The following is a 24232-nucleotide window of genomic DNA, read 5'->3' as shown; positions in this document are numbered from 1 at the left end:
TTGATTCTTACCAGCTTCCGAAGAACGTGAGAGCAAGGTTGTGGTTTGTTATGGCGTCTGAATTGGATCCTGGCGACGCAATGTGATTATGTAAGTATCCCATCTCAACGCGCCATTTCTTGTTGAGGTGATAAGCCGGTCCCACGTAAAGTCTATTTTGGTCAAACCCGCTATTTTGGCCCCAGTCTGTGTCGTTTAAACCAAAAAATACCTCGTCCCAAACGACCATTGACCATTGCTCATTTAAAGGTTTCGACCACCGTATAAATTGTCTGAACCTATAGCCTGTATCACCGCCTTCATCGCTCCTGAATCGCTGCTCCAAACGACTTCTACCTGAAATGGTACCGCCCATAAATTTGCTTAATGAATACGTAGCTTGCTGCCACACCCTGTCTTCTTCAATTGAACCGTTGTCTGAGTCTATCGTTACTCTTGCAACACCCAGCCACAAGGTCGTATCGCTTGATAGTTTGTAGCCGACACCGGGACGAACGATAGAAACGCCTAGGCGAGATGCGTCGTCTTTAAAGCGTAAATGACCGTCAAACCAAAATTGCCATTTACCTTTATCATCGGCATCTCCAGTGAGTGCGAGAGCGTTCCAAGATTGAAAATCTGACTCGGCGTGTGACTTAATGCCGGCTGTCATCGCCATCACAAGTAGTAAGACGCAACGCGTCATAATTCGTTTTGCGCACATAGTTTTTCTCGTTGAAAATAAAAAAGAGGCAAAGCGAAAGGGAAGGGACGCCTTGCCTGCAAAGGGAGAGTGTTTCGCCCCTCACACTTCCTAAGAATGGAGGGGCAATGGCCTATTTAGTTACCGTTTGGGTTGTAAGGTAACGAAGATTGGTGAGCAACAATACGCAGGTCGCCGTCACTATCTTTGACATAGGCAAACGTGTATTCCACCTTCGTTTCGCCACCTTTTGTATCGGTAAAGAAGTAGTTGCCCATCGCCACGGCCATGCGACAGCTGTTGTTGATAATACCCACATTATCGAATTTCACATTTGTGTATGGCTTTATAGCAAAGCCTTTGTCCTCTTCGTAAGCGTCATTACCGCCAACAAAGTATGAAAGCGCAGCATCGAAGCTTGAACGGAACTGGTCGTTAGCTGCAAGCGTTGGTTTAAACAGTACGCTGCTTAAATCGTAACCATACATAGCTTGGATGAAATCTGCGGCTTCGCCAGAGTAATCACCATCATTGCTAAATACTGCACCAATTCGCACTATGCCGTCGCCCCACATCTTTTGTGCCGTTACCACTTCTCGCTCAGTAATACATTCGTCGGAATAAAGTAATGCGTTGTCGAGTGCTTTAGCTTTTAACGCCGGAACATTCGAACTAGCTGAGTGCTCCATCTGCGGTTTTGCCACTGCACTGCAACCAGTCACCAACATTACTGTAGCTGCTACAAGAGTAGTTTTTGTCATTAACGTGCTTAGCTTTCTCATCGCCTGACTCCTTAGTCATTTGCAAAATAAATATGTGCTATTACCTGATTCAATTGCTTAGAGCAGTACCGCTACAACGTTGTTGCTAGAGGTTTATAAATCTGCTCTGCAGTTCATGGGTTTAATGATAGCTAGCTATGATGACGGAGACTTTTGTACAACATTAATAGAAGATTAACGGGCCATTAAAAATCCAGGAAGCACTTCAGGAGAATGGATAACAGCTATAAATTAGAAAAAAGAGCTGTGATAGCAGCAGTGTCATCGACTTTTTCAAGAAGAAACGAATATGACACTGGCCAAGTTTGTAGAAAAGTGAAGAATGCAGTTAGCCAGTGGTCTGTTAGCCACAACAGAAAAGTAATAAAGACTAGTGCACAGGTTGTTGGCTTTAATACACATTACGGTTTTGCTCATGTGTTTGAGCGATGCTTTTCAATAATTGCAACTAGGGCCTGAAAAGCATTTCTATTAAAACTGATGTTTTAGAGCATAAGTGAGCGGCAAAACGCTCAGCTAGTTGCCATTTTTTGGCTCAAGAGGCTCTGATAGTACCTCTAAGACAGTAAAAGCATTTTTACCTAGACGGGTTTTATCATTCGCCATCATTACATCAATAGTAAAGTAGATGTCGTTAATTTGAGTTTTCACAACGTCGTTTGAGCTTGGGACGGCCATAGGCTGTGCCACTTCATCGCAGCCTGACATAGTGCACTGCCTGTCGGTTTGAAATGCCACGGGCTCTTCCTTGTTCGCCATAACTTCTCGCGCAACAACTGGCTTTTTATCGACGTTGGTTTTAACAATAGCTAAATAGGTAAAGCCTTGCTTTTGAGCAATTTCCGCTGCTCTGTAAAGGGCATATTGCTGTACTTTATCAGCAGGAGTTTTGTCTGTTGCCTTAAAAAGAACCTTGTATTCGTTCTCAGAAATTTTTTCGCTCGAATAGCCATAGGCAGCTTTGGAACTCGCTGACTTATAAGGGGTAGGGGCTGCTACAGGGGTCGATGAACAACCTACTATTGCAAGGCTAAACGCCACACCAACACAGGCAAGCGTCAAACGACTTTTCTTCATATTTTTTTTGTTGTTCATCTCACATATTCCTTAATACTGTGATCATTGAAATAACGACAATAGCGCAGTCCTACTTATTGCCATTAGGGCTTGATTGCGTTTTGCTTTGGGTTTTGCATCTACCGCACCCTTGTATGCGCCAAGGGTTGCGATGCCAAGCAACGTTTCAGGCTTTCCCATCATCAGTTTACATTGCCTCTTTGCTTGTGTAAGTGCAACATCTGCATGATGTTTTTGCGAAAAATAAGCATGCTCTTTCTGTGCTATATCTTTCATATTCGATTTTAAAAAAATGTTCATCGCTTTTCCTCACTATTGGCGGTGGCTTTTTACGCAATGGTAAGCATTTTCACTATCCGAAAACCCGTCGCCACGTTTGTATGAGTCTGCTAAAGCTCAGGTAATTGAATGCATTTTGTGCAAGCTTAAATAAACAAAAGGCCGCAATGCTGTTGAACACCAACAACAGGAGTGGAACTACCACATAGCTAACGCCCACACTATGAAGTATAGCGCCAATGGCGATGTTTAAAATGAGCCAACATACAGTGCCCACTGCAAATGCCGCTAGACATGCAAAGACTGTAACAAAGAAACTCTTTTTAATGAGCATCAATTCACTGTTAGTGAGCTCTAGAAATGCCAAACCCTGCGCTTTTCGCTGGGTCAATGCTTCGGAGAATGCCGAGAAGATATCCGAAAACGATGGGTCGGGGTAATTCTGTTGCGTTGACTTGTTCTGTTGTGTTGACTTGTATTGTGCAGAGTGTTCAGAGGTTGCTGATGCAGCGTTAGCATTGTCACCGTTGCTCGTAACATTAGGATTCGCCTGCGCCGCGGGCGGCGTCAGGCGAAAAGGATTTTCTGTGCACAAATTGAAATTTGCTCTTCGAAAATCTGGTACAGTCATCGTATTACTTCTTACGTAAAAGTGACGTCACTAACATTCCTGCTGCGAAAGCGATACCCGCTGTCGCTACTGGGTTCTCAATGGCATATCTACGTACTTTCGACGCCTGCCATTTTTGCTGTGCCAGACGCTTTCTCGCTGACATGTTCTCTGCAGACGATGTCGCAGTGCGACGAATGTTTTCCTCTGCAATGCCTGCACTGTCTGCTAACTTGTCTACTGACGCATGAAGAGAATCTTTCAGTTGATCCGTTACTGGGTGACTCGGCTCAGCCACGCCGTTTGTACCGTTACGTTTAACTGTTTGCGATTTAGCTGAAGCTTGTGTAGCCATAATACTCTCCTTAATATTTTGGGTTCACATAGATAGCTGCAACTGGTATACCAAACTATTATCTTACTGTTTTATATAGCTTATTTTTATTTTTCTATTGTTGCGTGAGGTACTTATGTGCAAGTCTCACACACTGTTGTGTCTTACGTCTGTAATATTTTCTTGGTCTTGATGATGCGCTGCTCAACCTCCGACATTCGGTACAGGTTGGCAGCGATAAAATTAACTTTTCAGCCCACTACCGAGGCTAAATCGTCTTTGGTGACAGGTTTGAGCAATGCACTGTTGATCCCTATGGTTGTCATCGCTTCGGAGTCCGCTTCGTGACCGCTTACAATAGTAAGAATGGCATCTGGTAGCTTTTGCTTGAGCTCACTCGCTAAGTCGTAACCGTTATAATCGGGAAGGGTAAGGTCCATAAGAATGTGATCGAAACTTTGATTTTCTGCAGCCTGTAATGCTTCAGCACCGCTGTACTGAGTAGTGACCGTATGACCTAAGTGGGAAAGAAACAATTGCAGTAACTCCGCCGCATCCTCATCGTCTTCAATCACAAGTATGTGCTTATTGGCAGGCTGATCTGAATTACCATTTGAATCAGTAGACTGGATTTTCTGCTCTGCTTGCCCAGGGTTTGCAAGCCCTCGATAAGCGGTCTCTTCCTCTGGAGCATACGGCTTGTTCATTGGCATGTCTGCAACTTGGGCTTCCACGTTGGTAAATGTTACGTGATTACCTGGCGGAAGGTATTGCGAAAGCAAGTTAGCCAGTGCAAACCGGTCAATGGGCTTTCCAATTACGTCGTTAAACCCTTCGCGAATTAACGATTCTCTTAAGCCTTTGCGGCTTGCTGCTGTCACGGCAATCACTGGGATATCCTGCCCATGTCGTCTAATCGCATGTAGGGCTTCTATGCCATTCATCACTGGCATATGAATATCCATTAAAACGAGATCGAAGGGCTGGTTGTGTTCATCCGCCTGCAAAACGGCTTCTAGTGCTTTTACGCCATTTTCAGCGTAGCTAATGTCAGCTTGAGATTGACTCACAAGGTGGCCAGTTAGGCGTCGAATTTCTCGCAAGTCATCAACAATTAATACGCGTCCAGTTACGTTTAAATTGATGCTACTAGACTCGACAGGTTGAATTTGGCCTAATTCAAGATCTACACGAGGCTGCTCGCAAACATCGCCAGGGTTTATATCAAATGTAAACGTGCTGCCTTCTCCCAAACGAGACTTAACATCAATGTCGCCGCCCAATTTAGTGACAAGCTCTTTGCAAATGGCAAGTCCCAGTCCTGCTCCGCCATGATTGGCACGCATCACATCTTCTATTTGTTCGAAAGGCTGAAAAATATTGATGAGCTTATCAGGCGGCATGCCGATACCTGTATCATCTACAGAAAACCGCAGCAGTGTTTGACTCGAATCGTTTTCAGACGGCTCGTCGAGAGAGATGGTAAGCGTGATACTGCCCTTATCAGTAAATTTCACGGCATTCGAAATAAGGTTCAATAATACCTGACGCAGGCGGGTAGGATCTGTGTGTATAAACTCTGGTATTTTTGTTTTTGAAACAACGTTAAGGCTTAGTCCTTTGTCTTTGGCATTTAAACGCATTAATGAGTGAATATCCGTCAAAAACGCGCTTAAGTTCACTTCTTTAATGTTGAGTTCAAGTTTCTCTGCCATTATCCGCGACATGTCTAGCAAATCATTGAGTAGGCTTAACAGGTGCTTGCCATTAGAGTGAATAATAGATAACTCTTGTTGAAAAGGGCTGTTTCTCGCATCGTCTAAAAGCAGTTCGGTGTAGCCAAGAATAGAGGTGAGGGGGGTGCGCAGCTCATGCCCTAAATGCGCAAGGAACTTATCTTTGGCCTTGTTCTTTTGCTCTACTTTGTTTCGCTCAATTCGCTCGTTCTCGATGTCACGGCGAACCATGGCGTATCTAATCGTGCGCATAAACCGCGGTGATTCAATTTCAGATTTTTGTAAATAGTCTGCGGCACCTGCTCGCATGACCATTTCATCCACCGTAGCATCCGACTGTCCGGTAAGTATCACCACGGGTAAATTGAATTGGTTAGATTTTAAAACACCCAGTACATCAATCGCGTTCTCAGCACCCAGTAAGTAATCTAACAAACACAGGTCGAAACTTTGTGTCTTTAGTACCTCTACTGCGTCTAAGCTATTCGTCACCCACGTCAACTCAAACGTAGGTGACTCGCACTGTGCTAGATAGTCAGAGGTTAAGAAGTAATCATCTTCATCATCCTCTACCAATAAAATTTTTATTACCTCTGACATCTAGTACCTCGTTTACCGATGCGGTATTTTTGAAATTTTATTGAGTAACATGTTTGGGTTGTCAAAAATTCAACTAACCCTTATTTGTTTACTCGTGTGGTAATTCTACGAACTCTATCCAGTAACGTCCGAGCGCGCGCATTAGTTCAACCAATCCTTCAAAGTTCACTGGTTTTGTAATGTAAGATGCGCAACCTAGATCATAACCGCGAAGCATATCTTCCTCTTCTTTAGAGGTGGTGAGAATTACCACTGGGATACTGCGAAGCTTGGGGTCGTTTTTCAGTTCTTGCAGCGCCTCTCTACCGTCTTTTCTTGGCATATTTAAATCCAGTAAAATAAGACTAGGTCGCGGTGCCGATGCAGGATCTGTATATTTACCTTCATGTCGAAGAAACTCTAATAATTCAACGCCATCTTCAACACAAAACAGATTGTTTAGAACGCGGCTCTCTTTGAGCGCGTCAACCGTAAGTAGGCGGTCGTCTTCGTCATCGTCCGCCATAAGTATATTGATAGGCTGAGTTTGTTTACGCGTCATTGTGTGCTTCTCCATTATTGTTGCTAGAACCAAACGGTTCACTATTTTTGGGTATTATTATCGAGAACGTTGCCCCTTTTCCGGGAGAACTAACTGCGGTTATTTGACCGTTGTGCCGTTCTACAATACGACGACAAACGGCAAGCCCAATCCCCGTACCTTTGTATTCACTTCTACCGTGAAGGCGTTGGAAAGGGGCAAATATTTTTTCAGCAAACGATTGCTCGAACCCTATACCGTTGTCTGATACGGTGATTTTTGTCCAGTCATATTCTTCAGCAAGCAGAATGTCTTTCGTTTCTTCTTCCGTCGCGTCCCTTGCAGATATCGTTACTTCTGGTCTCACGCCCTCGCTCTGAAATTTCAGTGCGTTAGACACTAAGTTTAAAAACAGCTGCTCTAATTGCGATTTGTCACCGCGAATAGTCGGCAAATCGCTAACATTTATTTGCGCAGACTTTTCATCGATAGCGATTTCCAAATCGCCCATGATGCTATCCACTACGGTGCCTAGATTAACGTCGTCAAACTCTTTACCTCGTGTGGAAACGCGAGAAAAGGCGAGAAGGTCTGAAATAAGCATGGACATCCGCTCTGCTGCATTGAGCATGCGCGCAAGGTAATCTTTGCCTCGTTCGTCTATCACATCGTTGTAACCCGATTCTAAGCGGTTACCAAATGCCCGAATTTTTCTTAATGGTTCTTGAAGATCGTGTGACGCCACAAAGGCAAAATCTTCCAACTCTCTATTACTTCGTGCTAATTCGTCTGAATAAACACTTAACTCTTGCGTTCTATCTGCTATCCGAGATTCTAGATCTTCGTTAACAGACTCTAAGTCAGCTTGGTATTTCTCATGCTCACGGGAATTTATTTTGAGCAATAAAAATACCGTAATAATCAGTAGCAGAGTCGTTGCAGAGGAAATGATCAGCGTATTAACGGAGTCCCTTCTTAGGCTCATTAAGTTGGCTAAATGCGTGCCTTGCATATCTCGTTCTGAACCGTCGATTTCTCTAAATAAGGTTTCAAACTGTTTGTAGAGTTTTATACCCTTATCGCTATTCACTAAAATGACAGCTTGTTGCTCTTTCCCTTCTTTATACAGCTCAACTACTTCAATGACTTCATTGATTTTTGCTTTGGTTAAAGACAAAAGTTCTTCGATGCGGATGGACTGGTCGTTAATATCTGAAGAGAAGGAGCTTACTTCTACCTCATCCATTAATTCGCCGATTACGCTTAACGTTTCGGTGTAGTCGGTAAGATATTCTTCATCGCCAGTTAGCATATAGCCGCGCTGACCAGACTCCACGCGAAGTACAGCAACGTGAAGGCGGTTAACTGCATTGATAACACGGTTCGTAGTGAACAGCCGCGCTTCCAGAGCAGAAAGGTCATTCAATGTACTAACTACGTAAAATGAATTAGCAGTTATTACAATAATGACCAGAACAACTAAAATTATCCAACTGTATAGTGAAGACAATACTTTAGTAATCATTTACTTAATCCGAAACATTGCCACTTAACTCTGATGTCATTTCAGCAAGAGTATGGCTGCAGTCTTTAGCACTGCTTATTATTTTATCCAACGCCACCAATGCCTTTTCAGGTGGAACGTCACCGTTTAATGCCATTTTTACTAGCTCAGCTTGCATTGATATTCTGTTTAATGGTTTGCGTGCATCATGCACATAAACACTTAGTCGAGAAAATTCTTCGCTAGTCATGCCGAATACCTCTTACTTAGTCGTCTTTACTTAAGTCACCATATGCATGAAGACGGTTGTAAAGCGTTTTCGTACTAATTCCCAGCATTTCTGCTGCGGTGGTCTTATTGCCATTCACTTTTTCCAACGTGGCATAAATTAGCTCTTTTTCCACGTCTTCAATGGTTCTACCGGCTTGAAGTGCCGGTGTCGTGCTCTGTTTTTGAGCGAAGGGTGACTCAATGGTTTTTGGTAATTCAATCTCACTCTTTTCAGGGTCGCTCATAATGGCAGCGCGATGCACAAAGTGTCTTAGTTCACGCACGTTACCGGGCCAGTCGTAGGCTTGTAACGTATCGAGTTGACTATCTTCCCACTTAAATTGCGAGCCATTATCTTTATTGAATTCTGCAATAAAGGTTTTTGCTAGTAATGGAATATCTTCCTTTCTTTCGCGTAGCGGAGGAATGGTGATTGGGAACACCGCAAGTCTGAAGTAGATGTCTTCGCGCAGTACTTTGCTTTGCGCAATCTCTTCCATTGTTCGGTTCGTGGCAGATACAACGCGGCAGCTCACCGGGATGGTCTTCGTTCCGCCCACACGAATAACAACCTTGTTTTCTAAAACGCGGAGTAAGTTGGGCTGCATATCAATGGGCATTTCTGTGATTTCGTCCAAAAAGAGCGTGCCGCCCTCAGCTTGTTCGAAAACACCTTCTTTACGTCCTACAGCGCCGGTAAATGCTCCTTTTTCGTGACCGAAAAGTTCGCTACCTATTAGTTCTTTTGAGAATGCACCACAGTTGGTTGCAATATAGGGACCTTCACTTTCTGAAGCACGATGAATTGCGGCAGCCACCACTTCTTTACCTACACCGCTTTCACCAAGCAGCATTACGTTAGCGCTGGTTTTACTCACTCTAGAAATCAGCTTGTAGAGCTCTTTCATAATTGGCGATTCACCAATCAGCAAATCAAAATGTTTCTCTATTTTTTCTTGTGCAGGTGCTTTTTCTTTTGGCTTTTGACTTAATACGGCCTCTATTTCCTCCCGTTGAATTGGCTTAACAAGGTAGTCGACCGTGGGGCCACACAGACCCTTTATCACGCTTTTCACAGAAGGGTGACCCGTTATCAAAGTAACGCGAGGGCGCTTAGGAAGTGCATCTAATTCATTGAACAAGTGCGCGCCGCTTCCATCGGGTAGCATGAAATCAAGCAGTACATGGTCAAAGGTTTCTTTCTCTAACCAATCGCGGGCTTCTTTGAGTGTGGCAGCGGTAAGTACTTCGTGGCCAAGAAATTCGATGATAGTACAAGCTACTTCTGTGAACTCGGCGTCGTCATCAACTAAAAGTACGGTAAGCACGTGGATGTCCCTCTCTTCTTTCGTTTCCTATTCAGAAAAAATATGGAATAGAATCAATGTTATAGTTTTATCATACGCTATTAACAACTGAATGCTAAAGCACATATTTAAAGTTTATTTATACGCTGGTTTAAATCGATAAAGCGTAAGCGCATCGGAAAATATCTAAACGCTTCAAGCAATCCGGAAATCTTGAACACTTACCTTGATGCCAGAGATAGTCGGTTGCGCTACCTTCTAATCTATCAACTCTTTGCGATCAGCGGTACACATCGCGCTAAAGTACAGAATGTCTATATCTGTTTTTGTTTTATTAGGTGATTTTATTTTACTTATCAGGGGCATTTGCAAAAAGTATTCCTGTCTTTAACACACCGTCACATGCAATCGATGGCATATTTTTCGCACGATTTAACTGTCTAAAGTTACTTGCAATTTCACTATGGCAAATCGACTAGGTGCGAGAAATGTATATTAATTAGGCGAGAAGCCCGTCTGATTAGCGCGACGTTCGCAGGTAATGTGATATCAAAGGAATTGAAGATGTGGGGAAAAACAGCTGTAAGATCAATGACCTTATACGAGTTGTTGGGGAAAATGCAGCCGCGAGCAAGACAAGATAAGTTCGAGTTTGCTGAGTTTTGGGATGTGATGGAGAAAAGGGGCTTTGGACCAATGCTGGCGCTGCCATCTTTTATCGCTTGCACACCGATTGGGGCCATCCCTGGGATCCCATCTTTAGCGGGTGGGACGATTTTACTCATCGCGTTGCAAATTTTACTCGGTCGTAGGCATCCTTGGTTACCGCAAAAAGTGATGCAGTTAAACTGTGACGCCGATCAGCTTCGCTTCATTGTCGATAAAGTTAAACCGTATGCAGTACGCGTAGACCGCTTTTTAGTTCCTCGGTGTTTTTTCATGCGCCAGCCTGTGTTCAGATCACTCATCGCATTGTGCTGTGCAGGTTGCGGATTTGTAATGATTCCACTGGAGCTTATTCCCTTTATGGGGCTTATTCCCGCTTTTGCTGTTTTTATTATGGCAATAGGCATGTCCACAGACGACGGTGCTGTGGCGTTAGTTGGTGTTTCGTTATCGCTATTTGGCTTTATACTTGGGTTTGAACGCCTTGCAGTCGCGCTAAGTTGATGCTCTAACTACTCAGTACACGAATCGAGCATAAAATCTGACGATGGAAGGTTCATTGTTTGATATCGTAGCTCGCCAATAAAAGCACGGGCAGCTGGTCCCAACGTATCGCCGTCTTCGAAAGACAAATAAAGGAGCGCCTTACGCAACGCTGCATTATTATCGAGGGGAAGGGGAACGAGTGTACCGTCTTCTAGCTCATCTTTAATTATTGCGATAGGCAGCCACGCAAAACCCAATCCCTGAGTAATAATATCTAATGACGTTCTAACGTGGCTTACGGTCCAGCGCTGCTCTGCACCTAACCAGCCCACATCAGCTTTACGCTCCGCGGATGAATCCCTTACCACAATTTGACGATAAGCTTTTAAGTCTTCCAGTGTGAGCGTTCTATCCAATTGGTGCAATGGATGGTCGGCGTGAGCGACAGCTGCAAATTCAATTTCGCACAAGTCTTCGCTAAAGCCATTAGAAAACGCGAAAGGAGAGATGCCTAAATCAACTTTACCATTGCTCAAAAGTGAATTTGCGCCACTGAGTACAGTTTCTTCTATCTCGATACGAAGGAGCGGGAACTCAGCAGAAACTTTCGCTAGCACGTTATAAAGCAATTCAGACGGGAAAATAATATCCACCGCTATGCGTAAAGTTGTTTCTGTGCCAGATTTAAGGCTATTGGCAACGGCCTCGAGCTTGTGCGCTTCGCTAAGCAAAAAAGAGGCACGGCGATACATAAGTTCACCTTGCGGCGAAAGCTGGACTTTACGTCCAATATTCTCAAACAATGACACTCCAATGGCGTTTTCAAGCTTTTGAACCGCGTGGTGAACGCTCGATTGACTTTTGTGAACTTCAGTAGCAGCTTGATTAAAGCCGCCTGCATCGACGACGGCTTTGAACATTCGCCATTGTTCTAACGTAGATTTCAGCATACAGCGCCTTAAAACTCTTAATTAACGCTACTTATAGCATACGCGTGGTTAAGAAGTCATTTCTAGTTTGCTTGATTTATCGTGGGTACAGGGCATGTCACAACCGAAACGTTCTCATAGCCCATCTTTATAAGTTGCTCTGCAGCTAGTTTTGCTCGAACGCCCGACGCACAGTGAATATAAAGTGGCGCTGAAGCATCTTTAAACTGTTCCAGTGCCTTCATTTCGAGCACGCCGCGTGGTATGTGAAGCGCAGAAGGTACGGGCTGATTGGCAACTTCGGCACTCTCTCGTACATCAATCAATATACCGCTATTGATTCGGCACTCACTGGCCGCTTGCTCCGCAGATACAGTGCGTAAGTTCACGTCTATGTTTTCTATTCGAGTCTTCATGTCTATAAGCATATTTTTCCTTTTTGCCTAAACTTAGTTGAAATAAGTAAAATCTAATATATTGATGTCAGCGTAATAAAACAATGTAAAATACGGCGATTCGTCGCATAAATTGGCAGGTCGGCAAAATGCCTTATACTTTAGTATAGTAAATGGCTAAATTGGTGCCGAAATACTTTACAGATAGAGAGTGCTTATGTCCGAGGATATGGTAATAGGTTCAGATGATATAATGGAACACGCTGCGGAAGCCGAGATCTTCCTTAAGCAATTCGCGAATAAAACACGCCTTATGGTGCTTTGTTCGTTGCTGAAAGAGGAAAAATCGGTAACCGAACTTCTCGAAGTTGTTAGCGTCTCGCAGCCAGTGATTTCTCAGCACCTTGCTTTATTGCGAGAATCAAAGATGGTGGCCACAAGAAGGCAAGGTCAAACTATTTACTACCGCTTAGCAGACGAGCGCGTCAAGCGCTTAATTGCTTTGATGTACGAATTTTTCTGCGAATAATCTTCTTTTTGCATCCTAAGCTACAATGTCCGCCTTCAACAACGGACATTGTAAAATTCCTAACTAAAAATTACCATCAATGACACTCTTCGGTTATTAATTTCCGTTTTTGTTCAATTGCTCGCAAAGCATAGGCACATAGCCTTCTTCAGATATTTTTTCACTTTCCACTTCAGGTCTATTAACCAATTCGTCGTGACTTAAATTCACTACTACGCTGTGCGCCGCCCAGTCGATACTTTCAATATCGCTAGGTAGAAGTGCGAGATGTTTACCACCCGGAAGCCAGTTGTTGGTATCTACCACTAGCATGATTATCTTCCAGCTCTCGGTGTCAATGACGAAGTTACTGATGTGGCCCACGTTATCTGTGGTTGTAGCTACTTCATATCCACCAACTTCGCCCACTGCTCTTAGGTGGTTGGTGCTTTTTTTCGGGGTTTCAGTTTCAGACTCTTCAGCGCGTTGTAATTCGACCAGTTCATTTGGATGTGCGAACTCTCCCCATGCTCCTGGACCAATCCAATAGTATCCGTAACCAAAATATTTGAAGAGGTTTTCTTCGTATTCACGTGACACAGGCTTATGTTCGTCAATAGAGGGGCTGTTTTTCAATGTATCAACTGTCATATTGATATGAACAGACTCACTATCTTCATCTAGCTGTTTGACAGATATAGGTGATATTACCACTTTGCGGCTAAGCGGTAGCCAAGTATTGGTATCTGCGACCAAGTAGCGAACAGTGAAGGTTTCGTCGTCGAAAAGGATATCGCGGATGCCGCCCACTTTGTCATCAAGGGCATGTATAGAAAAGTGAGTAAGCTGTTTTGAACTAATGATCATCGTTGCGCCTCCTTTGCATGGGCTCGTTTTTCAGAATGAAATGCACAATTCACTGCACATCACTCTGTATTACTACTAAGTGTAGACAGTCCTTAATGTTTCTTCATTTTGTTCTTGTCTGAAGTTGATTGAGATCATTTGTTCAATAACAAAAAAGCTCGCCGGAGCGAGCTTTTTAGTAATGATGTAGCATTATGCTACATCGAATTCTTCATCAGAGTAATCTTCATCATAGTCTGACTGGTTACTCGCACTGCTGTGAAGGGTGTAGAAGTGCTTTTTGCCCCTTGCTAATCTGACGTATTTCGCCCAGGCTTTTTCTAGGTTATTGCTAGCTTCAACTTTACCTGTAACGAATTCGACGAAATGTCTCTCATCATCACTTTCAGGCGACAACTCGCCATTTTCAAGTCCTAGCAGTGTTTTGCCGTAGTGGGTTAGAAGATCGGCTTCAGTAATACTGAAGTCACCTGATTTACGAAAACCGTATGGAAACTTCTGACGGTCAATATAAGGTTTTGCAGATTGTCGAATAGCTAAACTTTTCATGTTGTACCCAACGTAATGTTTTGTTCAGCGCACTTTTAAGATAATTAAAAACGAAGATAAAACAAAAGATTTTTCTCTTATCAATAAAAAATTTTTAACGGTATAAAATCTAACACTAAATTTTAGATTACGTTAGAAAAGTATACAGAAAGTACGAGGTGATAACCTCAAGTATGATGTGTCTAAGTTTTTGAAATTAAAGTGAAATATAAGTATCTATTTATTGGCCCTGCAACGGGTATCGCTATTACACGAGCGTAAATGAGTTGGACGTTAAAAGTCTATGAAAATCACTGATGAGAATAATCAAAAATTCTTGTCGCTACGATGATTAAAATTCGTTTTCTATTTTGTCACTTAAGATAATAATTGAAGTGTGTTAACAACCCAGAGAAGTCAATGAGTAAAGACTATCGTTACCAGCGTGATGAATGGGACTCGGTAGAAGAGGAAGATTTTCACGCTAAAAAGCCAAGTTCCAAACGTCAAAGTACTGTAAAGGAAAAGCAGAAGCGTGACCTGCAACGCCGTGACAAACAGCGTCGCCTGCACCAAGAAGAGTATTAATTCAGCGAGTTGGTGAAATTTTAATAAAGCGTACCGTTTATAGCGGTGCGCTTCTGTGCTTTTGTGTTTACTTGCCGTATTATCTGTGTCAATTTAGACCCACTTTGATTCGGTTGTACAATAAGCATGGATATACGCTTTCTCACCACCTTTATAGAGGTGGCAAAAACTCGTCACTTTGGTAAAGCGGCTGAAAACCTTTACCTTACTCAATCTGCAGTCAGTGCACGCATAAAGCTACTTGAAGAGTATTTTCATACCACGCTTTTTATTAGGCAACGCAACAGTATACAGCTCACTCAATCTGGTGAGAAACTTCTGCCTTACGCTAGGCAATTATGCGCAACGCTAAACGAAGCAAAACAAGAGCTCCAAATTCAATCCTCTGAATATGTTGTTTGCGGCGCAACACAGCTTGCGAGCGAGCTGTTATTGCCTCAGATGCTCAGTCACCTACACAACTCGTTTCCCGATTGGTCAGTAAAGGCTGAAGTTCTTACGTTAGATACCCTTTCGCGACAATTGCACGAAAGGGTGACGGACTTATCATTCTCCACGGAACCGTTGAAATCTGAAGAAGTAAATAGTGATGTATTGCTAGAGCAGGATTTGGCGCTATATAGAATTGGACAAGCGTCTGAGACTATTGATGCAGCAGATTTTGTGGCTATTGATTGGGGAACTAAGGCAAGAGACTGGTTGCTTACTGCTTACCCTCAACTTCGCGATGCAAAGCTAAGAACCAATTCGTTGAATCTTGCGCTCAACAATTTACAGAGCGAAGGTGGTATTGCCGTATTACCGACCAACGTTGAGAGTCAGTTACCCGGTAGTGTGAAAGTGACCAGAATTGAAATGTTAGAAAACGTATCGTTTAAGGTGTATATGCACAGCATGAAGCAAGTCAGACGAGTGGGTCTAGCAGAGATAATAGAAAGCGTGTCTAAAGCGTGTTAACCGCTGCCATTAAATTTACCCACTGTGCCTAATTTAAAGGCATGTGAGTCGCAGAATTAAAGAGAGAAACTTATGTCACAATTACATCCTTTATTGGAAAAAAACGCATTTCAACGACTAGAAGCAAGCCTTGCAACAATTAAAGCGGAAGAGAAACTCTTCATTCTTAAAGATGAGCACGGCTGTGTAATGCTAACTACTGATGAAGAAGATGGTGTTCCGGTTTGGCCTGATGCTGAGTTAGCACTCTTGTGGGCAACCGAAGACTGGGCACACTGTGAAGCGATGGAATTAAGCACCGAAGAGTTTTTGACTAAGTGGGTGCCGGGCATGACGCAAGATGAATTAATGGTCATTGTATGTCCTGTACCTGCTGAAGAAGGAGAGGTGATTACGCCAGAAGAGTTCGCTGACTACCTTTAAGATGTGATCTCAAGGGGAAGACAAAGGGTAATTATCCACTAAGCAAATGGGCATAAAAACGTTAGTTGGGTACAACGTATCTGGCGTTTATTATGCCCTTAATTAGTAACCCAAGGAGGCGTTATGTTTACTGAGCAACCCACAATGAATAGTCTATTTAGCCAACTCGGTTTAGGAAGTTCAGACGAAGAAATTGCTGAATTTTTTGAAACACATCGAGGGCTGAATAAGAGCCAACATCTTCATGAAGCGCCTTATTGGAATGAAAGTCAGTCTGCATTTTTGAAAGATGCCATTGTTGAAGACGCTGCGTGGGCCGAAGTGATAGACCAACTTAATGCTGAATTGCACGAATGATGACTCTGCGCTCAAAGATTTTAACGTCAAACTAATATTCAATGCTCTGAGAGAAGGTAATAGCCGTTTTGTTGCACCCATCTTCTGATGATTTGTGGTTTCTTCCGTTAGGCGGAACGGGCGAAATTGGGATGAACCTCAATTTGTATGGTCACGATGGTCAATGGTTAATGGTTGACTGTGGTGTTTCCTTTGATGAGCCTCTCACACCTGCCTACAAAGGCGTCAGCCAAGCGTCTAACCAGAATACGTTCAAAGCCACTACGCATCGCGTTGTGGCTCCAAACCCTTCATTTATTACTAAACAAAAAGAAGCACTGGCTGGCATTGTCATTACCCACGCCCATGAAGATCATGTAGGCGCAATTCCTTACCTTTGGGAACGTTTCCAAAAGCCAATTTATACTACGTCTTTTACCGCCGAAGTGTTAAGGCGAAAGCTTGCAAGAAGTAAATTGGCTAACCGAATTGCCATTATTGAAGTCGACGCAGGCGATACTAAGAAAATTGGGTCTTTTAGCGTTAACTGGCTTGCCATTACTCATTCTCTTCCAGAACCCTTCGCACTAAAAATCAATACACCAGTAGGCACAGTATTGCATACAGCAGACTGGAAAATTGATGCCAACCCTATAACAGGTTTACCGTTTGACGTTAGCCTTTACAAGCGACTAGGCAGTGAGAATATTCTTGCCATGGTTGGAGACTCTACCAATGCAACAAAACCGGGCTTTTCAATTTCTGAGAGAAATTGTTACGACGGCCTATTAAGCACTATCGCGCCGTTAAAGGGGAGAGCGGTGGTAGGTTGCTTTGGTAGCAATATAGCACGGCTAATTTCGCTGGCTAAAGTCGCCAAGAAAACTAAGCGTTACATGGCGCTGTACGGTCGTTCGTTAATGAACATGTACGGCATTGCCAAGCAACAGGGCATTTGGCCGGACGATTTGCCTGTGTCCGATCCCCAGCATTTAGGTTATCTTCCCCCCCATGAAGTTTTAGCCGTAGCGACAGGCAGCCAGGGCGAGAAAAATACCGCACTGGCGCGTTTTGCAAAAGACACTCACCCTTACCTTAGCTTAGACAAAGGGGATACTGTGCTATTTTCTTCGATAGTTATTCCCGGAAATGAAGAGAGTGTAGACCGATTAAGTAAAGCGCTGCAGGCAAAGGGAGTAACGGTTATTCACAGTGAAGATAGCACGCTGCCAATTCATGCCAGCGGTCACCCCTGTGAAGAAGAATTAAAGCTCATGTATCATTGGGTTAAACCGAACATTGCTATTCCGGTTCACGGGGAGCATCAACACCTTCAAGCACATGCAAATATTGCTAAAGCGTGCGGTATTAAAAAGACCTATGTAGGGCAGAACGGTGATTTGTACAGGCTAGCGCCACAGCCAAGCATTCGCAGACAGGTTGTTCCAGTTGGTCGCATTCCTGTACAGCAAGCGTAAAATAAAAATATTGAAATAGCCCTAAGTGTATTTAGTCGGACGCGCCTTTTGCTTTTGTTCATATTGTACGCTTTAGAAAAATTAATTTTTATTTATCAATGCGATAGATGTGTCCTTCACGTTTATAAAAACCTCATTTTAGAAGCTGCCCAAGTTTAAAACATTCTGTTACACTTGGGTTTATAATAAAAATTTAAAACGTGCGACCCATTTTTGATGAGATATTTCAACTATCTTTTACTGCTGGTTTTAGTTGTAAGCCTACAAGCGGTGGCCTCACCGCGATTATCTAATCCCGTCTTTCAGTCTTTATCGACCAAAAATGGCCTTCCGCAAGATATCGTCAACGACATTGTTATAAACGAAGATGGCTTTGTGTGGATAGCCACAGAAGGTGGTTTGGTTCGTTGGGATGGAGTAAGAACTAAACGAGTAGCAGGTCCAGACAATTCTCTTATAGACTCATCCATTTATCGACTTGCCCTTCAAGGTACTGAAGCGTTGTGGTTTAGCGTGTACGGCAGAGGAGTTTATTATCTCGATTTAGCCACTCAGGATGTGGTGCAATTAGAGCCAACGTACTACCACGACTTTGAAGGTTTTGTGCAACATGCGGAAACCTTTCATTGGCAAGATGACACGCACCTTATCATTGCACTGACAGAAGAAGTGCATAAATTTAACACGCAAACTAAAACCCTTGAGCGAATAGCAAAGCTCCCTGAGCCGCTGTTGGGTAATAGCCAAAGCATCCGGGCGGCAATCACCGTTGAAGACACCTTACTGGTAGCCACTACATCGGGGGTGTACGTCAAAAATATCAACAATTTAGAACAGCCTTTACGTCGACTTGATTACCTGGGGGATATTCCCGAAAACCTCGATAACGCCAATGCAAAGTTTCTACTTTTAGACGATAAGGATAGGGTGTGGATTTCAACGGTTTTGGGCGTATTTGTTGCTCAGAAACAAGATTTTCTCAAGCAGGTACAAGGCGAAAAAGAACATGTCTTTACACAGGTTGTATCCGATAGAAACGTGTGGACGTTGGTTCAGTACAAAGACAACGCTTTTTGGATGGGCACTAATAAAGGGCTATATCAGCTGAGTAAAAAAGCAGGTGGTTGGGAATACGAACACATCTTAGAACCGCATAACGGTTTCACCGAAATTTCAAACAAAAAAATTATCGCCATTGCCAAAGATGAATCTGACAACCTCTGGTTAAGTTCAGTCTATGCTGGCGCGCTGTATTTTGGTGTGAAAAGTGCGGATATTTTTGCCATCCAGAATGAACGAGCAGGTGAGGCTAGCGTTTTGACTAGCCATGTGGTGTGGTCGTTTGCCGAAACTGAGCCTAATAAAATTTGGATAGGTACAGAAAATGGGCTTAATCACTATGATTTCACGACAAAAAAGTCTGAGAAGTATCTGTATTCAAAAAGTGAAAGAGCGATTATCGGTGAAGGAGCCGTAGACAAAATTGTACCAACGCAAAGTGGCGAATTGTTTCTCAATACTTACAACGGAATACGGTTGTTTGATATGGAAACAGGGGAGGCTAACCGGCCAGAGGTATTAAAAGGTGGCGATGACACCATATTTGATGCGTATGGCACGGGAATGATGCTTTCAGATAAAGGGGATTTGTACTTTATTGGCAACGAAGGTTTTGTAAAGTATGACGTGGACGAAAAAGAAATTTCCTCTTTAGAGCTGGACCCTCGTGTTTTTGACATAAATTTTTCATTGGGTTTTTTGGGGCAGTCTCATTACCACAATGATCGATTATTTTTTGCTACCGAAGGTGGTTTGTGGTTAATCGACCCAGAGACGTTTCAGCATGAATTGGTCTATCGATTCTCAGAACTACAGCGTGGCCGAGATCGCTCTATATCGTCGTGGGTTATCGACGATATGGGTGTGCTGTGGCTTGCATACAGTGGCGTAGGGTTGGTTGGTATAGACGCAGACACGTTTGAGCCGTTGTACAACCTAAATGAATCGAATATTTTATTATCAAACATTGTTTACGGGCTGCAAAAAGACGAAGCAGGCAATATCTGGTTTAGTTCGCACAAAGGGTTACACAATTACGATCCGTCTACCGGCCAAATCAAGAACTTTATCTACGGACGAGAGCTAAGTGTTTCTGAGTTTAACCAGGGGGCTTCGCTTAAGCTTAAGGACGGTCGACTGGCTTACGGTTCGACGAGCGGCGCTGTGGTTTTCTCTGCATCGCAATTGGAAAGCTTGGAAGTTGGAAGAAGTTTGCTCAGTAAGCAAACTGCTATAACGGAAGTTGCCGTAGATAATAGGGTGCTTAATCAGCCGCTTAAAAACCTAAGTGGACATCATTTCGATCTCGATTACGAAGATTATGGCTTAACAATCCATTTTTCGTCGTTAGCGATGTCAGGCATAGGAAAAGTAAAGTACTACTACAAGCTGTTGAACGGTGATCGCGTCGTTACAGAAGGCGTGACTGACGATGCAAAAATAACCTTTACCAACATAGAACCGGGTGACTACGTTTTTTCTGTTGCCCCCACGCCAGGTAGTTTCGACTATAACGTGCTACCGGCTGAAATTACGCTTTATATGCCACATGCGCCTCTGCGTTCACCGCTTGCATATACTATTTACGCAGCGCTCATCGTAAGTTTATTCGTAGCATATTTACTCTCTCGTCAACGCCAACTGTTTAGACTACAAAAAGCTCAGCAGCAGGTAACGCTATTCAGTGACGCTTTTAGACAAACTCGAGACTGGGTTTTAATTTTTGATAAAGAAAAGCGTTTAGTTGCCGCGAACCCAGCTTTTGAACACGTGTTCGGCTTTAATAATAAAGAGCCGTTACCCAAGCAGTTGGCACGACTTTATTTGCGTTACCCAACGTTGAATAGACACCTTTCTGGCAAATTACCGGAAATGCAGGGAGGGGATTTTTGGAAAGACGAGGCCGTGATCGATGGTGCTGATGGCAAGCGCTACGACGTGCTTATTGATATAACAGCGGTAAGTGGCGAAAGTAATACTGCAGAGCATTACCTGATTGTTATTTCCGACATCACAGAACAAAAAAATGCTGAGCGCAAACTTCTGAAAATCGCGACCTACGATGGCTTAACAGGCTTGGTCAACAGAACATTGCTGCTAGACAGACTGGAGCATGCTATAGGGCTTGCCCGTCATCATGAGCATCGTGTGGCGGTGATGTTTGTTGACTTGGATAGATTTAAAGGTATTAACGACTCACTTGGGCATGACTACGGTGACAAACTGCTGCGCATTGTAGCCAACCGAATGCGAAACCTTGTGGCTGAGTCGGGCACCGTTGCGCGATTAGGTGGCGATGAATTCGTTATTGTTATTGAGGAAGTTAATGCCAATGACGACTTGAGCTCATTCGTGGCCCAAATCATTGAGTCAGTAGAAACGCCTATATCGTTAGCAGAGGAAGTGCTTCGTGTTTCTTGCAGTATTGGCGTGGCGTTTTATCCAGAAGACGCCTCTGAGCCTGCTGAGCTTATCAAGCAGGCTGATGTGGCCATGTATACGGCGAAGAAGGACGCATTAAGCGGCTTTACCTACTTTACGACAGACATGAATGAACGTGCCAAAACGCGTTTACAGCTTGAAAATAAAGTAAAACGTGCCTATTCAGATGACTGCTTCTTCAATCACTACCAGCCAATTATAGATGCCAGAACTAATACCACTATTGGGGTTGAGTTACTGCTGCGAGGAAAACTGGATAACGAGCCTCTTTTCCCCGATCAGTTCATTCCGGTACTTGAAGAATTGAAGTACATAATAGAAGTTACACGACAGGCAATGCGAAGAGCGGCAGAGGACTTATCGTCCTGGTACAGCCAAGGCTTCACGGGGTTTGTCTCTATTAATCTATCTGCACTTCACTTCAAAACCGAATTCGACTTAACCGGTGTGCTAACCCTGCTTGATGAGTTCAATCTACCCAAAGAAGCGTTTCGATTCGAGATTACCGAAGGCGTATTGATGGATGACAGTGACAATGCCTTAAGACAGATTAATCGGTTTGTGAAAGAAGGTTTTGTATTAGCCCTTGACGATTTTGGTACAGGTTACTCGTCTTTAAGCTATTTAAAGCGTTATCCGTTGTCGGTATTAAAAATCGACAAGAGCTTCGTTAACGAAATGGCGCCGGGTAATGCAAACGAAGCGCTGGTAACAACAACCATTACGTTAGCGAATAACTTGAATATGAGTTGTGTTGCGGAAGGCGTTGAAACAAAAGCGCAAGCAGAAGAATTGATCGGAAAAGCGTGTTATTTCCACCAGGGCTATTTCTACGCCAAGCCTTGTACCGCCGAGGAAGTTGCACCGCTGTTATTTAAAGCGTGGTAAAACGTCGATATTTACCGCGTTTTTCTAACAGATAAGACCATAAAGATTCAAAAGCCAAATCTATAAGAAAACTAAATTTAGCCTCTAAAGCCTTGTTATTCGTCGCATAGAATGTAAACGCTTGTTTAAAAAGCTTGTTTTTCAATAAAAAATAGGGCTTATTAGAAGTCTGTGAAATCATTGTAAAAATGAGCTACATTATAACAACATATGAGTGACTTATGCCGCTAGACATGACAGCAAACGCAAATACCACGGAAGTAATAACATCGCCATTAAGTATGTTGTACCACTGGGAACAGAGCCGTGGGAACGACGTATTTCTTACGCAGCCTATTAACGGTGAATACCACGACTACACATGGAAGCAAGTCGCCGAACAAGCCAGAAAAGTGGCAGCACGTTTACGTGAATTCGATTTCCCGCAAGGCAGCCGTATAGGTATCTTTTCAAAAAACTGTGCTGAGTGGTTTATCGCTGATCTGGGCATTATGATGGCAGGTCACGTGTCGGTACCTATTTTCTCAACAGCCGGTCCAGACACAGTCCAGTATGTATTGAAACATGCTGACGTACAGCTATTGTTCGTTGGAAAACTAGATAATACTGCGGAACAAGTTGCCTCTATTCCTTCAGAATATTTAACGGTTGCCTTTCCTTATCCAAACATTGCTACTAAGCAACAGTGGAAAGCGTTTATGGATATCGCGCCCATAACAGACTCGCCTGTACCTGATATGGATGATTTGATGACAATCATTTATACGTCTGGCAGTACCGGTCAGCCTAAAGGGGTGGTGCACAGTTACAATACGGCTTGTTGGGCAGCGCGTCGCTCGCTCGATCAGTTGGGTATTAACCAAAACGATCGCACAATGAGCTACTTACCACTTGCGCATATTACAGAGCGTGTACTGGTCGAGCTTTCAAGCTACTACAGTGGTGGCAAAATTCACTTTGTAGAAGATTTAACTACCTTCCAACGGGATGTAGGTCACTGTCAGCCAACGCTATTTATTTCGGTACCGCGTTTATGGACAAAGTTCCAGATGGGCGTGTTAGCGAAAATGCCGCAGAAGAAACTGGATACGCTGCTTAAAATTCCAATTTTGAACAAAATTGTTGCGAAGAAAATTCGCGATGGCTTGGGCATTAATAACGCACGTTTGTGGGCAAGCGGTTCGGCGCCACTTGCTCCAGCAGTCATTGAATGGTTCGCGAAAATTGGTATCTACATTTCTGAGGGATGGGGAATGACTGAGAACAGTGCTTATGGCACCGGCAGTGTACCTTTCCGTCATGATAAAATCGGCTGTATCGGCAAGCCATACGACGGTGTAGACATCCGCACGTCAGAAGAAGGTGAGATTCAAGTTAAGTCGCCGTGCAATATGCTGGAATACTACTTGGAACCACAAAAAACGGCTGAAGTCTTTACTGAGGATGGTTATCTGCGCACTGGCGATAAAGGGGTCATTGATGCTGATGGCTACGTTAAAATTACTGGTCGTTTAAAAGACATCTTTAAAACCGCGAAGGGTAAGTATGTTACGCCAGCGCCGATTGAAGCAAAATTCATGGAAAACCCTATCGTTGAGCAAGTGTGTGTAACGGGGACTAATTTGCCTCAACCTGTGGCTTTGCTAGTGCTTAGTGAAGAAGCGCAGAAAAAAGACAAAGCGGGCATTGAAGCAAGCCTTAAGAAAACATTCGAAGCCATCAACGCAAAACTGGAAAGCCATCAGGTTATGGATCGCGTTGTCATTATGAAAAACGAATGGAGCATCGAAAACGACTTGCTGACTCCGACGCTCAAAGTAAAGCGTCATGTTTTAGAAGACCGCTTTGTTGATATTATCCAAGGTAGCTATAGCGACAAATTAGTTTGGGTTGACGCGTAAAATCGTCGTTGAGTCTTTTGCTTTGGCAATAATTAAAAAAGCTCTGTCCATGGCAGAGCTTTTTGTTATCGGAAGGAGAC

General features: G+C 43.5%; 24 protein-coding genes. 9 read left to right on the top strand and 15 right to left on the bottom strand.

The window, feature by feature from the left end; genetic code table 11:
• Positions 1-7 precede the first annotated feature (7 nt).
• The 11 genes from ACFI6J_RS07395 to ACFI6J_RS07345 all read right to left on the bottom strand — a co-directional run bounded on the left by ACFI6J_RS07395 (position 8) and on the right by ACFI6J_RS07345 (position 9722).
• On the bottom strand, positions 8-703 hold the full coding sequence (locus tag ACFI6J_RS07395) for a DUF2490 domain-containing protein (RefSeq protein WP_061486033.1): 696 nt from the start codon (positions 701-703) through the stop codon (positions 8-10).
• Between the two features lie 116 nt (positions 704-819).
• Positions 820-1464, bottom strand: coding sequence for a hypothetical protein (locus ACFI6J_RS07390; protein WP_014949830.1), 645 nt, complete (start codon positions 1462-1464; stop codon positions 820-822).
• Between the two features lie 516 nt (positions 1465-1980).
• On the bottom strand, positions 1981-2559 hold the full coding sequence (locus tag ACFI6J_RS07385; protein ID WP_014976806.1) for a CC0125/CC1285 family lipoprotein: 579 nt from the start codon (positions 2557-2559) through the stop codon (positions 1981-1983).
• 24 nt (positions 2560-2583) lie between these two features.
• Complete coding sequence (locus ACFI6J_RS07380; RefSeq protein ID WP_014949827.1) at positions 2584-2841, bottom strand: hypothetical protein; 258 nt, start codon at positions 2839-2841, stop codon at positions 2584-2586.
• Positions 2842-2893: 52 nt separating this feature from the next.
• Positions 2894-3451, bottom strand: coding sequence for a hypothetical protein (locus ACFI6J_RS07375; protein WP_014949826.1), 558 nt, complete (start codon positions 3449-3451; stop codon positions 2894-2896).
• Positions 3452-3455: 4 nt separating this feature from the next.
• Positions 3456-3785 carry a hypothetical protein gene (locus ACFI6J_RS07370; protein ID WP_014949825.1) on the bottom strand — a complete coding sequence of 110 codons (330 nt, stop codon included), beginning with the start codon at positions 3783-3785 and terminating at the stop codon, positions 3456-3458.
• A gap of 230 nt (positions 3786-4015) precedes the next feature.
• Positions 4016-6100, bottom strand: coding sequence for a response regulator (locus tag ACFI6J_RS07365; protein WP_014949824.1), 2085 nt, complete (start codon positions 6098-6100; stop codon positions 4016-4018).
• A gap of 88 nt (positions 6101-6188) precedes the next feature.
• On the bottom strand, positions 6189-6641 hold the full coding sequence (locus ACFI6J_RS07360) for a response regulator (protein WP_014949823.1): 453 nt from the start codon (positions 6639-6641) through the stop codon (positions 6189-6191).
• Entirely contained in the window at positions 6631-8145 is a 1515-nt protein-coding gene (locus ACFI6J_RS07355) for a sensor histidine kinase (RefSeq protein WP_061486032.1), read from the bottom strand. The genes ACFI6J_RS07360 and ACFI6J_RS07355 overlap by 11 nt, the downstream gene beginning before the upstream one ends.
• Positions 8146-8149: 4 nt before the next feature.
• Complete coding sequence (locus ACFI6J_RS07350) at positions 8150-8374, bottom strand: hypothetical protein (protein WP_014949821.1); 225 nt, start codon at positions 8372-8374, stop codon at positions 8150-8152.
• A 16-nt stretch (positions 8375-8390) separates the two neighbouring features.
• Positions 8391-9722: a sigma-54-dependent transcriptional regulator gene (locus ACFI6J_RS07345; RefSeq protein WP_014949820.1), complete on the bottom strand. Its 1332-nt coding sequence runs from the start codon at positions 9720-9722 to the stop codon at positions 8391-8393.
• Between the two features lie 543 nt (positions 9723-10265).
• Here ACFI6J_RS07345 and ACFI6J_RS07340 point away from each other — a divergent pair.
• Complete coding sequence (locus tag ACFI6J_RS07340) at positions 10266-10871, top strand: exopolysaccharide biosynthesis protein (RefSeq protein ID WP_061486031.1); 606 nt, start codon at positions 10266-10268, stop codon at positions 10869-10871.
• Between the two features lie 8 nt (positions 10872-10879).
• On the opposite strand, the gene ACFI6J_RS07335 is transcribed toward ACFI6J_RS07340, so the two are convergent.
• Together ACFI6J_RS07335 and ACFI6J_RS07330 are read right to left on the bottom strand one after the other, a co-directional pair.
• Positions 10880-11803: a LysR family transcriptional regulator gene (locus ACFI6J_RS07335; protein ID WP_049587627.1), complete on the bottom strand. Its 924-nt coding sequence runs from the start codon at positions 11801-11803 to the stop codon at positions 10880-10882.
• 62 nt (positions 11804-11865) lie between these two features.
• Entirely contained in the window at positions 11866-12210 is a 345-nt protein-coding gene (locus ACFI6J_RS07330) for a rhodanese-like domain-containing protein (RefSeq protein ID WP_049587629.1), read from the bottom strand.
• Positions 12211-12394: 184 nt separating this feature from the next.
• On the opposite strand from ACFI6J_RS07330, the gene ACFI6J_RS07325 reads away from it, so the two are divergent.
• Positions 12395-12706 (top strand): ArsR/SmtB family transcription factor, encoded by a 312-nt coding sequence (locus ACFI6J_RS07325; protein WP_053103822.1) that lies wholly within the window; start codon positions 12395-12397, stop codon positions 12704-12706.
• A 96-nt stretch (positions 12707-12802) separates the two neighbouring features.
• Here the strand turns inward: ACFI6J_RS07325 and ACFI6J_RS07320 are convergent, their stop codons facing one another.
• Entirely contained in the window at positions 12803-13552 is a 750-nt protein-coding gene (locus tag ACFI6J_RS07320; RefSeq protein ID WP_061486030.1) for a PRC-barrel domain-containing protein, read from the bottom strand.
• 192 nt (positions 13553-13744) lie between these two features.
• Positions 13745-14101, bottom strand: coding sequence for a MaoP family protein (locus ACFI6J_RS07315; RefSeq protein ID WP_049587633.1), 357 nt, complete (start codon positions 14099-14101; stop codon positions 13745-13747).
• A 399-nt stretch (positions 14102-14500) separates the two neighbouring features.
• On the opposite strand from ACFI6J_RS07315, the gene ACFI6J_RS07310 reads away from it, so the two are divergent.
• The 7 genes from ACFI6J_RS07310 (at position 14501) to ACFI6J_RS07280 (ending at position 24152) form a co-directional block, all read left to right on the top strand.
• Positions 14501-14668, top strand: coding sequence for a hypothetical protein (locus tag ACFI6J_RS07310; RefSeq protein ID WP_168463489.1), 168 nt, complete (start codon positions 14501-14503; stop codon positions 14666-14668).
• 126 nt (positions 14669-14794) lie between these two features.
• On the top strand, positions 14795-15625 hold the full coding sequence (locus ACFI6J_RS07305; protein WP_049587635.1) for a LysR family transcriptional regulator: 831 nt from the start codon (positions 14795-14797) through the stop codon (positions 15623-15625).
• A gap of 72 nt (positions 15626-15697) precedes the next feature.
• Positions 15698-16048: a DUF2750 domain-containing protein gene (locus ACFI6J_RS07300; protein ID WP_014949811.1), complete on the top strand. Its 351-nt coding sequence runs from the start codon at positions 15698-15700 to the stop codon at positions 16046-16048.
• A gap of 123 nt (positions 16049-16171) precedes the next feature.
• Positions 16172-16405, top strand: a complete 234-nt coding sequence (locus ACFI6J_RS07295) for a DUF2789 domain-containing protein (protein ID WP_014949810.1) — start codon at positions 16172-16174, stop codon at positions 16403-16405.
• 68 nt (positions 16406-16473) lie between these two features.
• Positions 16474-17862: a ribonuclease J gene (locus ACFI6J_RS07290; RefSeq protein ID WP_049587636.1), complete on the top strand. Its 1389-nt coding sequence runs from the start codon at positions 16474-16476 to the stop codon at positions 17860-17862.
• A gap of 216 nt (positions 17863-18078) precedes the next feature.
• Positions 18079-22251, top strand: coding sequence for an EAL domain-containing protein (locus ACFI6J_RS07285; RefSeq protein WP_061486029.1), 4173 nt, complete (start codon positions 18079-18081; stop codon positions 22249-22251).
• Between the two features lie 221 nt (positions 22252-22472).
• A complete protein-coding gene (locus ACFI6J_RS07280; protein WP_014949806.1) occupies positions 22473-24152 on the top strand; it encodes an AMP-binding protein in 1680 nt (559 codons plus the stop codon).
• Positions 24153-24232: the final 80 nt, after the last annotated feature.

It is taken from the genome of Alteromonas sp. G4i13, from assembly GCF_054960505.1.
This window is presented reverse-complemented; position numbering and strand designations above follow the sequence as displayed.